At 50.5% G+C, this 12,198-nt stretch carries 7 protein-coding genes; 5 read left to right on the top strand and 2 right to left on the bottom strand.

Annotated elements, in window-relative coordinates:
* Positions 1–222 precede the first annotated feature (222 nt).
* The 3 genes from CRP01_RS07405 to CRP01_RS07395 all read left to right on the top strand — a co-directional run bounded on the left by CRP01_RS07405 (position 223) and on the right by CRP01_RS07395 (position 4,249).
* A complete protein-coding gene (locus CRP01_RS07405; RefSeq protein ID WP_099149390.1) occupies positions 223–1,302 on the top strand; it encodes a mannose-1-phosphate guanylyltransferase in 1,080 nt (359 codons plus the stop codon).
* Positions 1,303–2,289: 987 nt separating this feature from the next.
* A complete protein-coding gene (locus CRP01_RS07400; RefSeq protein ID WP_099149389.1) occupies positions 2,290–2,880 on the top strand; it encodes an RNA polymerase sigma factor in 591 nt (196 codons plus the stop codon).
* Positions 2,873–4,249 (top strand): energy transducer TonB, encoded by a 1,377-nt coding sequence (locus tag CRP01_RS07395; RefSeq protein WP_099149388.1) that lies wholly within the window; start codon positions 2,873–2,875, stop codon positions 4,247–4,249. The genes CRP01_RS07400 and CRP01_RS07395 overlap by 8 nt, the downstream gene beginning before the upstream one ends.
* Positions 4,250–4,333: 84 nt before the next feature.
* Here CRP01_RS07395 and CRP01_RS07390 read toward each other — a convergent pair whose 3' ends face one another.
* Complete coding sequence (locus tag CRP01_RS07390; RefSeq protein WP_099149387.1) at positions 4,334–5,548, bottom strand: serine hydrolase domain-containing protein; 1,215 nt, start codon at positions 5,546–5,548, stop codon at positions 4,334–4,336.
* A gap of 516 nt (positions 5,549–6,064) precedes the next feature.
* Between CRP01_RS07390 and CRP01_RS07385 the strand changes: the two genes are divergently transcribed.
* Positions 6,065–8,536: a TonB-dependent receptor domain-containing protein gene (locus CRP01_RS07385; RefSeq protein ID WP_099149386.1), complete on the top strand. Its 2,472-nt coding sequence runs from the start codon at positions 6,065–6,067 to the stop codon at positions 8,534–8,536.
* Positions 8,537–8,706: 170 nt separating this feature from the next.
* On the opposite strand, the gene CRP01_RS07380 is transcribed toward CRP01_RS07385, so the two are convergent.
* Positions 8,707–9,183 (bottom strand): Dps family protein, encoded by a 477-nt coding sequence (locus CRP01_RS07380; RefSeq protein WP_099149385.1) that lies wholly within the window; start codon positions 9,181–9,183, stop codon positions 8,707–8,709.
* 360 nt (positions 9,184–9,543) lie between these two features.
* Here CRP01_RS07380 and CRP01_RS07375 point away from each other — a divergent pair, with 360 nt between their 5' ends.
* Positions 9,544–11,979: an ABC transporter permease gene (locus tag CRP01_RS07375; RefSeq protein ID WP_170110269.1), complete on the top strand. Its 2,436-nt coding sequence runs from the start codon at positions 9,544–9,546 to the stop codon at positions 11,977–11,979.
* Positions 11,980–12,198: the final 219 nt, after the last annotated feature.

Raw genomic sequence — 12,198 nt, 5'->3', positions numbered from 1 at the left:
ATCGTTTGGTTTTGGCACGTCCTGTCAGATCTTTCCAATCCGATGGTCTATTAGTGCAATTTGTTACCCGCACGGTGCAAAACACGACCGGTCGGGAGCACCCAATAAATTTTATCTTTGTCGAATTAATCCTGACCAAAACATCAGTCCGATTCCGGCTGTTCTTAGGAAGAACCCGAAACCCGGGGTCCGCTGATCAAAAAAATTGAAAATAATCTGTTCATGAACAATCACACCTATGTGGCCATTATGGCCGGCGGAGTCGGCTCCCGTTTTTGGCCCGCCAGCCGGGAAGCCCGACCCAAGCAATTCCTGGATGTAATGAATACCGGGAAATCCCTCATCCGCCTGACCTTTGAACGATTTCTGGCCCTTTGCCCACCGGAAAATATCTTTATCGTCACCAATAAGATCTACCGCGATCAGGTGCGGGAGCACCTGCCGGAACTCACGGATAACCAGATCCTCTGCGAACCTTCCCGCAACAACACCGCTCCCTGTATTGCCTATACAGCCCTTAAACTGTACGCCCTCGACCCGGAGGCCAACCTGATCGTGGCGCCTTCCGATCACGTGATCCTGAGCGAGATCCAGTTTATCGATACACTGAAGCAGGGGCTGAAATTCACCGCCGAAAACGACGCCCTGCTCACCCTGGGTATCCGCCCGACCCGGCCGGACACCGGCTACGGCTACATCCGGTACGAGCAAAACGGGGACAGCGAGGTTAAGAAGGTCCGGCAGTTCACCGAAAAACCGGTGCTGGAACGCGCCCGGGAATTTCTGGCCCAGGGCGACTACCTCTGGAACGCCGGCATTTTCGTCTGGCGCGTAAAGACCCTGCTGGATGCCTTTCAGAAAAATGCCCGGGAGATCTACGATATCCTCTCTGCCGGGCAGTCGAAATACAATACGAACGAGGAGCAGGACTTCATCGATACCAATTATCCCCGCACACCCAGCATCTCCGTGGATTACGCTATTATGGAAAAAGCGGATAACATTTACACCATCCCCTCTTCCTTCGGCTGGAGCGACCTGGGCACCTGGGCCTCGCTGCACAGCGAAACGGAGAAAGACGAGCAGGGCAACCGGATCAGTGGCGCCAAGATCATTACCCATGACACGCACAACAGCCTGATCCGGATCCGACCGGATAAACTGGCGGTCATCGGCGGGCTCGATGATTTTATCGTAGTGGACGAAGGCGACGTATTGCTGATCTATCCCAAGAACCGGGAACAGGAGATCAAAGCACTCACGGCGAAGGTGCGGGAAAATTACGGACCGGAATATCTGTAGTGAAAAAGAAGTATAGGAATTCATCCCGGTATTGGGAATACCAACAACCGGGATGATCCCATGATTTGATCAAGTCCGGCCCACCGAAAGCGGGCCCTTTTCAAAAAAATGAACTTTAGGTGTTTAAGGAGTTGTGTATCCTTCCCGGGAAAGCATGAACGCTATTGCCGGATATCTTTGCTCCTATGCCGGCAAAAAAAAACTCCTATACCAGGGGAGGCTCTCGGGTATAGGAGCGTATTACATACTATGAGAAAACTACACACTTCAAAAGTAGGGAATTAAACGGCTGCTGAAAGGCTCTTTTATGCAGTGGTGCAAGCGGGGCCATTTGTGGTGCATATGACTTAGGAAACGTATTAGAAATTTTATGCAGAAGATCGGTTTGGCGAAGCATTCGAGCCGGTCGGCACGGTAAACGGGTCCTAAAAGAACGAAAAGAATGGAGCCGTCCGAAAAACTTTCGGCGGATCGGCGGACAAACTTCCTCAATGACAAGAGATTACAGGGAGAAGAAAAGACAGGTCACTTAGGGGCAAAAAAAAATCCTACACCCCGAAGGGAAAAGAGGTGTAGGAAGAATTAAACATACTATGAGAAAACTTATACACAAATATAAGCCTAAGCATGCCTAAGTTTTTTCTGGTTTTAGGAAGTGGTGTATCGCTTGTTGTAAGTGGTGCGGATGGGTTAGTTAACGGGGAAAATATCGGACAAACGGTACAATAATCGGAGGATTTGGCTCATTTTAAATGATAAAAATAAACCGCCCAGAAAGAAATTTTATCAATTAGCATAAAAATTCTAACTTTGATTACTAGCCTGATAAAATAAGTTGCGATTAAAAAGAGTTGCGCGCTTACCCAAACAGAACTGTCTGAAAACCGCCGGATAAATAGTTTCCGGTCCGACTGTACAACTTGTAAAAGATCCTGCTCCCCAGATGTTCCGCAACTCACGATCCGCAACGCGAATTAACAACAGTATATGCTTCGTTTTTTTCGTCCCCAACCTTCCGAACTTACCGATCGGGAACTGCTGGAGCGCTTCCGGCGGACCGGAGAAAGTGAGTGGCTGGGTCACGCCTACGAACGCTATATGGAACTCGTCTACGGTCTCTGCCTGAAATACCTCGGTGATGAAGGGCTGGCGGAAGACGCGGTGATGACGGTATTTGAATCCCTGCTCGTCAAAGTTCCCGAACACGATATACAGAATTTCCGAAACTGGTTATACACCTTTGTGCGCAACCACTGCCTGATGCAGTTGCGGCGCGAAAAGCCACATTTAACAATATCTTTAGAACCGGAATTTATGCAATTTGAGGATTCCTGGCATCTAATGGATGAACATTCGGAAAACGGACAACTTAAACATCTGGAAGATTGCCTCAGCCGGCTGTCTCCCCAACAAAAGAGTTGTATTAAGTTGTTCTATTACGAAGAGAAAACTTATAAAGAGATCGCAGACATGAAATGCCACGAAGTCGGTAAGATCCGTTCTTACATCCAGAACGGGCGCCGCAACCTGCGCATCTGTCTGGAGAAAAAACAAGCCAAAGCCAAGCATCTTGAATAATCGCGATGAACATATCGTCAATTCCCTTCGCCGCTGGATACAGGGCGATATAGACCAAAAGGAAGAGAACCGACTGGATCGCCAGGCCCGGGAGGATGCCTTTTTGGGGGAAGCGCTCGAGGGTTATCGCCAATTTCCCGGCAGCAAGCACCAGGAACGCCTGGAGCGCATGCGGGAACAATTGCAGACCAATACCCAAAAACGAAAAAAACGCGGAGGCGTTCTGATCGCTCTGCCCTACCGCATTGCAGCGGCCGCCGCAGTAGTACTGGCCGTTGGCTTATTCTGGTGGCTGAATCCCACCCAGTCAGCAGATCTGGCCGAAGCCGCCCCGACGGAACAAACGGAAAGTGAAAGCGCTGCCCGCGAAATGAGCCCGCGAAATCCCGAAAATACAGTTACAGTGCCGGAGATCCGGAATGCCGCCGGCAATGGACCGGTAGACGACGCGGCAAACATACCTGCACCGGCCGTACAGGCATTCGCCGATAGCCAGGAAATATTGGAGGAGGCGGAAATGGAAGCGGACGAATCCCAACTGCTTGAATCCGTCACCGCCAACCCGGCACGGAACGAAGTCTTAACCAAACCGCAGGACAGCGCCCTGGCGCTGCGCCGCAGCACGGTCGAAGAGCAGGCCCAAACGCGGTCACGGGTCAATGAAGACCAGCAACTGAGTCCCATTGTCGTACCACCCGCACCGCCGCCCGCTAACGATTTTGCGATCGGTGGAGTAAAACTGGAAGCGCCCCAGGGTACCCGTCTGGTGACCGGTCAGGTACTCGATCGTTCGGGTAGCCCCCTCAACGGCGTGCTGGTAGTCACCCCCGGCGACCGCACCGGAACCATCACCAACCTCAACGGACAGTACGAAATACTGCTGGATTCCAACGTACAGAAACTGGAATTCCAACGCACCGGCTATTCTTCCCAGCGCATTGACATTCCCGATTCCCAAAATTTTGTCCGGGTGACCATGGACGAAAATGCGACCACCGTAGATCAAATGATCGCGGCTAAGGAAGAGGCCAAAAAGAGTAAAAAGGACAAACTCGAACCGGCCGTAAACCCTTCCTCACTCAACCTGAACATCGCCGAGCCGGCCATTAGTTTACGGCGTTTTGAGCGTTACCTACGTCGCAACCTGCAATACCCGCAGGCCGCGATCGACCAGGAGATCAGTGGATCGGTGACCCTCCGGTTCATCATTCTACCGGACGGACGGGTATTGGATATCAAAGCGATTTCCGGCCCCGGCGAACTGTACGAAGAGGCAATACGCCTGATCCGGGAAGGCCCGAAATGGGATATCACCAACGGTGGTGACAAGAGTATCACCTTTACTTATCGCTTGGATTTTTCCCTGTAAGACCAAAGCCGTAAAAAATACATGAGGCCTGTGGATCGATTTACGATCCACAGGCCTCATCTGCTTCGGGGCAGTTTATTTGCTTTAAGAAGCGATCCGCTGGTTGAAGAAGCGTTCGAAGAAGCGCGGCAGCGCATCGCGCAGGAACTGGTTGCTACCATTGCTCAGGAGCACAATGCCGATCCTCGATTCGGGACAGAACCCGATCTCGGCCCGGTAACCGTTGACAAATCCTCCGTGGAAAACGATCCGGTGTCCGTCTTTCACCAGGTTTCGCCAGCCCAGACCATAACCGCTATCTTCCATCGGGCTCCAGGAACGCATCACGCCTTCCCGGGGAGAAACGCCGATCTGTTTTTTCGTGATCTCTTCCAGGCTCTGGGGAGACAGGAGGTCCGGATGTTCGCCCATCATTAACTGCAGCCATTTGGACAGATCGCTGGACGAGGCGTTAACGCCGGCGGCCGGCTCCACATCGTACCACTTATCCCGAAAATCGAGGCGGTAATAACCGGAAGATTTCCGGGCGTGCGGTTGGGCGGCCCGCGGGGTAGCGCTCATTTTTGCAAATCCGACCGAAGCATGCTGCATCTCAAGCGGCTGAAAAATACGGCTGGTCAGCAGACTGTCGTAGGAAATGCCCGTAGCCTTTTCCACCACATCGCCGATCAGGCTGTAGGCTACGTTCTGATAGTTGTAGATCTCTCCGGGCCGGTGCGGCAGATTCACTTTCGCCAGTCGCGGAACGATCTCGCGGTACGGCACTGACATATTCAGCAAATTGGAATAAGCGTGGCGGGGAAGGCCGGTGGCGTGGCTCAAAACGTTGCGAATGGTCAGGGCATTCGTAGCCGTTCTGCTTTTCAGCCGAAAATCCGGTAGGTATTTGACGATGGGATCATCCCAGTCCAAGATACCTTCATCCACCAGCATGCCGACCAGTACCGGTGCAAATCCCTTGGAAAGGGAGGCCAGCCGGAAAACCGTCTGATCGTTTACCAGGAACGGATTATCGAGATCGGTGATGCCGTATCCCGTATGCAGCACTTCCTGGCCGTTGTACACCACCGCCAGGGAAATGCCGGGGATACTTTCGACGGCCATGGCCTGCCTTAATTCCGAAATGAAACCGTCCAGCGTGCGTTGCAAAGCCGGCTCGGTGGTGGGAACGGGAAAAGAAGATACGGGCATTCTGGTACTGTCCTTGGCCAGGATACTACCGCTTCCAATCCAATCGTACGCAAATAAAATGACTACACTAAATACTGTGAAGAAGCCAATACTTCTCGAAATACGCATGATATAAACGTGTTATCAATATTATTTGGGGTTTCGTATACTGCCTGGGGGATTAGGTAGTGTTTAACGATAAAAAAAAGACAATTCGTCTTTCTTTACAAGAATTTTGAGAACCTTATGAAAAAAACAATGTTGTTGACATGAGATCCTACGACAATTTTTTGTCCGAAATGGATCGCCCGTTCTGTAAACAACACGCCGAAAGTCTTTATCTGCCCCTTAATCAGTGACGATCATCGGAACCGCCACATGGATATAATGCAAAACCGGGAATAAGTAACAGATCAATTTTGCTAAAAATTGTGATTTCCGATTTGTTTGCCGCATTATTTATGGCCAGTTTCCATTGTCCCAACAATCGGCTACGGACAGCATTTCAACCTGTCAACCATCTTCTTCCGGTAGAGAAATTGAGCTCCGGATCCAATACAATTTATCGTACGCAATATAGCAGGAGGATCACCAGGACCCTCCGGGATTAGTATTTAAATCGTGAATCTCAAACACCCGCATCTCATGCAAAAGTCGTTACTCTTTATCCTTTTAATGATCTCGCTCTCACTCAGTCTGCACGCGCAGCGCCCGCCCAATGCCGGCGGCCGGTCCCAGGGGCCCACTATCCTCGGAAAGATCACCGGTACCCTGATCGATACCGTTTCCGAAGCCCCGGTCGAATTTGCCACCATCGTGCTGGTGGATTCCAAAACCGAAAAGGAAATAAACGGTACGCTGAGCGAAAGCGACGGCAGCTTCAAACTACAGGACGTTAAAAACGGTACCTATACCTTGCAGGTCTCGTTTCTGGGCTACGAGACCCGATCCATCCGGGAGGTGACCACTACCCTGGAAAAACCCGATCTGGACCTGGGTAATATTTTCCTCCTGCCTTCCGGTATCGATCTGGATGAGATCACCGTGACCGGGGAAGCCGCTCTGGTGGAAACCAAGATCGACAAACTGGTCTACAATGCGGAAAAAGATATTGCCACTTCCGGCGGGGATGCTTCGGACGTATTGCGCCGGGTGCCGCTGCTAACGGTGGACCTGGAAGGCAACGTCAGTCTGCGGGGCTCTTCCAACGTGCAGATCCTGATCAACGGCCGCCCCTCTACCCTCTTCTCCGCCAATATCGGCGATGCACTCAAAACCATTAATGCCGATCAGATCAAGAACGTGGAGGTGATCACTACGCCCTCCGCCAAATACGACGGTGAAGGCAGTGCCGGGATCATCAATATCATCACCAAGAAAAAAAGCGCCCAGGGGATCACCGGATCGGTCCGGGGAAACATCGGGAACCGGAACAGTAGCGGCAACCTGAGTCTCAATATCGTCAAAGGCCGGTTCGGATTCAATTCCAATGCGGGTACCCGCTGGAGCTGGCCGCGGGTCGGCACCACTTACTTCTACCGGGAGGACGGTACCGCCGATGCCCTGCGGATACTGGAACAATCCGGTACCAATACCAGCACTTTCCGGATGTACAACGGGCAGGTCGGCGCGTTTTACGATTTCAATGCGTACAACAGCCTGACGTCCTCTCTCCGCTTCAATGGCTTCGGCCGGGCGGGCGACGGTACCATTACGGGCAGTCTTACCGATCCGCGACTGGGCATCAACCAAATGTTCACACGGGACAATTATTCCGATAACCTGCGGAGTGGTTTCGACTGGACCACCGACTTCAAACGCACCTACAAACAACCCGAAAAGGAATTCACCTTTGCCTTCCAGGTGAGCGGCACGAACAGTACCACGGAAAACACCATCGTCCAGAACGGAGACAATCCGCGCAACGAGATCAATAATAACGACGGACTTAATCTGGAATATACCCTGCAAATGGACTATGTACTGCCCATTAGCAGTGCGCTGAAGATGGAAACCGGGGCCAAGGCGGTACTCCGGGATATCGATAGTGATTATACGTTCGAGCGCTACGATCCGGACCTGAACGAATATGTATCCCTCAACGACCTGACCAATAATTTCTTCTACGATCAGGACGTACTGGCCGGTTACCTGCAGTTCAACCTGAAGATCGGAGAAAAATACGGCCTGCTCGGTGGTGCCCGCTACGAACGCACCGTGATCAACGGCGAGTACCGACAGGACCTCCCCGGGTTCGATAATCAGTACGGCAATATCCTGCCCACACTGATCGTGAGCCGCACGCTGAAGAACTTTTCCAGCATCAAACTCGGCTATACCCAGCGGATCCAGCGGCCGAGCCTGTTCTATATCAATCCCTACACGCAGAACAGCGATCCCAATAATATTACGGTCGGTAATCCCAAACTGGCTCCGGAGATCGTGGACCAGTTGGAACTGACCTACAATACTTTCGTGAAGGGCATTTCCATCAATTTGTCCACCTATTACCGCCAGACTTCCGACATCATCGAGCAATTCCTCGATATCAGTCAGGACGATCAGGTTTCGACCACCACTTTCCTGAACGTTGGCCGGAACCGCTCCATCGGCGCCAATTTCTTTTCTTCCGTGACCCTGTTCAAGATCTGGCAGCTCCGCGGGGGCCTGAATGTCTATACCTACAACAGTGAAGGGGTGATCGACGGCGAAAGACTGAGTAACGAAGCGCTGCTCTGGAGCGGGAACCTCAACTCCAATATTGCGCTGAAAAAAGGCTTCCGGATCGAAATGTTCGGCTTTTTCCGCTCACCGCGCCAGACCCTGCAGGGCTTCAATCCGTCCTTTTCCCTGTTCAGCATCGGTGCGCGGAAGGAGTTTAATAAACGCTTCAGCCTGGGCGTGCAGATCACCCAGCCATTTTCTGATATGAAAGCATTTCCATCCGAATTGCGTGGGCCGAATTTCTACCAGCAGAGTGAATTTACCATTCCCTTCCGCTCCTTCGGCCTGACGGTCAGCTATAACTTCGGCAAGCTGAATTTCAACCAGCAAAGACGCCGCGGCAGCGCCATCGACAACGATGACCTGAAAGGTGGAGAGGACAACAATTTCTAAATCAGCAAACACTTTGGCCGGAACGGTATCCGGCAGTTTTAATAATCCATAAATGCAAACAGGTTGCGGGAGATGTTTCCCGCAACCTGTTGCTATTATGAAGAACGATCACTTGCAGTTTGATCGGAAATTCTTCCCTGATCGCCCGCAGGCGCCCTAAAAAGGTTTTTTTACTTATTCAGGAAAGCCGAATACATCCAGACTAGTTTTTCCTGCTCGCGGATGTAATCACTCATCAATGCATTCGTGCCCTCATCGTTGGCATCAGCCGACAGCTCGAGTAGTTCCCGCTGTAGTCCGATAATAATGGAAAAAGAATCCAGGATATTTTTTACCGCTTTCTTCCCATCCGATACCTGATCACTTTCTTTCACCTGGGCCGACTTGCGATAATCCGAAAAATTGTGAGCCGGATTTTGGCCCAGCGTAAGGATCCGTTCGGCCACTTCGTCGATCTTCAATTTGAGATCGTTGTACAATTCCTCAAACTTGAGGTGCAGTTCAAAGAATTTATCACCCCGGATATTCCAGTGGTAGCCACGGGTATTTTGGTAGAAAATGGAATAATTAGCTAATAGGTCATTCAGCTTTTCAGCCAGTTTTTTGGATTTCTTTACATCGAGTCCAATAGCAGTGAGTTGTTTCATATTAATTGGTTCTGGTTTGGAAACCGTCTGCCTGCAAATTTGATCGGTACTCTTGCTCTATCGGATACCGGAATGCAAAATTTAAAGGCAAAAGGCTTCTTTAAAAAGTTCATAAATAAGAACAAATAGAGAGGGGCATAGTTGCCCGAAACCGGCCTTTATCCTGACGTAAAATTGGTTTGAAAAATCCAGATCCATCGGAGTAAAACCTATACCGACTAAACCACTTCGCGTGCGGTATAAATCGGCCCGAAAATCATTATTCGGATTGATCCCGGATAATTTTCCGCGAAAAAATTTAATACCTCCAATTTAGATGTATCTTTGTCGGAGGTATTAATGTTGTACAAATCAAGATACATGATCGGAAATTATCTGTTGGTAGCCTTACGCAACCTAAAAAAGCGAAGTCTACACGCGCTTATCAATATATTCGGATTGGCCGTTGGACTTTCGGCCGCACTATTGATCTTCCTGTTCGTTCGGAATGAATTCAGCTATGATACTTTTTTCAGCGATGCCGATCGGATCTACAAACTGGTGGAGCAGGAACGAAATCCAGCGAAGGAGGAATGGCACGCAGCAGTACCTTATGCCTTTGCCCGTATTCTGGTCCGGGATTATCCGGAAGTGATCGAGGCTACGGCCATTTCCGGCCCCTACAACAGTCAGCTGGTGAATGTCAAAAAGCAGGAAGGGGAAGAGAAAAGCTTTTTGCAGCACGGTGTCTTACTGGCGGACAGTTCCTTCTTTTCAGTTTTTGATTTCGAAATGCTGCACGGAGATCCGAAAACAGCCCTGACCAGCCCGAACAGCGTTGTTTTGACCGAAAGCACCGCCCGGCGTTATTTCGGCGATGAGAATCCCGTCGGCAAATCTATTTCCAATGGAGGGAATGGCCGGCCTTCGGTAGTGACGGGCGTTTGCGCTGATCCACCGGAGCATTCTCATCTTGCTTTTCAGTCGCTGGTATCGTCCAATTCCGTAGCCTGGTTCAGCCAGGACAGCTTTAATCTCGCACGTGCGTTCTGCTATGTCAAATTACATTCCGAAACCGATCCGGGCCAACTTGAAGCCAGATTACCGGAGTTAATTGAAAAATATCTGGCCGGTGCTATCGAAAAGGCGCAACAGGTGAGTTGGCAGGACTACCAGGCCGCCGGCAACGGCCATCAGTATTTTCTTCGTGCACTCACGGATATTCATCTGGACCCGGCGGATTTCGGTGGCATGAAACCGAGCGGAAATAAATTGGTGGTTCGTATGCTGATCGTCATGGGCATCCTAATTTTGGTGATCGCGGCGATAAATTTTACTAATCTCAGTACGACACAATCTGCGGAAAGAACCCAGGAGATCAGTATGCGCAAGGTGCTGGGTGCCTTACCCCGACAATTAACCCGGCAGTTTTTAACCGAATCATTATTGCTTGTCTGCATGGCTGCCGCTGTGGCTATGCTCATCACCTCCTTATCGTTACCCTCCTTTAACCGGCTAACGGGAAAGGAGCTAAGCCTGGCTTTTGACAGTCCGCTCTTTTGGATTATACTAACGGTGTGGATAATCATCACACTGATTGCCGGCACTTATCCGGCCCATCATTTGGGCTCTTTGAAGCTGGACGCTCTTTTCAGGCGATTTTCGGTCAATCCGCTAAAACGCAGATGGATGCAGAACGGCCTGATCGGCTTTCAGTTCTGGATCTCGATCGGTTTGATCATTTGCACCCTAGTGATCTACGATCAGATACGTTACCTATCGGAAAAAAACCTGGGCTTTGATCAGGAAAAGATAATTGTTATGGAAGGGGCCTTCCACCGGGATGCCACGTTTATTCATCCCTTTATGAGAGAGATTGAACGATTGCCCCAGGTAGAACGGGTAGCCGGCAGCCTCTGGGTCCATGGATTCCAGGATACCTGGAGCGATCAATATCGAAAGAAAACCGATCCGCAGATTTACCCGATGGATCGCGTCATTATTGGTGATCAATTTGCAGAAACGGCTGGTTTTGAATTGATCGCCGGAAATTTCTTTTCTGAGAATAGCCAGGATTCCAGTCAGATCTTGCTTAATGAGTCGGCGGTAAAGATGTTGGGCCTAAATGACCCGGTTGGGCAGCGACTGGTGAAAGTAGACAAGGCCCAGCCGGATGACCCGGAAATTGAGTTTGTCATAAAAGGTGTAGTAAAGGATTTTAATTTTCGATCGCTTCATCAGTCGGTCCGTCCGTTGGTGATCCAAAGCAACGAGAATAACTATGGGCGGATAAAATATCTATTGATCAAATTGGATGGTACCGACCTATCGGAAACCCTCAACACCTTAGAGCGAAAATGGGAGGCACTGGTACCGGGTCGCCCCTTCAATTACCGTTTTCTGGATGAGACCCTGGCTGCCAGATACGAAGCCGAAAGACGTACCCACATCATTTTTACGCTATTTTCCGGTTTGAGTATTTTCCTAACCTGCATGGGCCTATTTGCGGTGGTATCCTATACGCTCAACCACCGGAAAAAAGAGATTGCCATCCGGCGGATCGTCGGGGCAAGGTGGCGTCATATGTTGTTGCTGTTTTCCCGGGACTATGTAAAGATCATCCTGCTTTCCTTTATGCTGGTCGCGCCTATTGCCTGGTGGCTGATGTACCAGTGGTTGCAGGAATTTGCCTACGGGATTGATCTGCAAGTCTGGCACTTCATACTTTCCGGCCTTATTCCGATCCTGATCACCGGGTCCATCATCGGCTTTGGAACCCTTCGCGCGGTACGGCAGAATCCGACGCGAAATTTGTAGTGCCGGTTAGGTGATGTAGGTAAGCTGACCGAAGCGGGATGGGAAAGACGGGGAGACCAGGGGATGGGGTGATCGGGAGATGGGGTGATCAGGGGGTGGGGTGGAACTCCTCAGAATAGTGGACAGTGAATTGGGCTAGGTTGTCTGTTTTAGTTGAGTTAATCGATAATACATTTCTTTCGGAGAAATACCCCCTATACCAGAATGGATACGTCTGGT

Origin of the sequence: Flavilitoribacter nigricans DSM 23189 = NBRC 102662, from assembly GCF_002646595.1 — a bacterium.
Taxonomy (GTDB): domain Bacteria; phylum Bacteroidota; class Bacteroidia; order Chitinophagales; family Saprospiraceae; genus Flavilitoribacter; species Flavilitoribacter nigricans.
The sequence above is the reverse complement of the archived record's forward strand: the minus strand, read 5'-3'. Positions and strand labels throughout refer to the sequence as shown.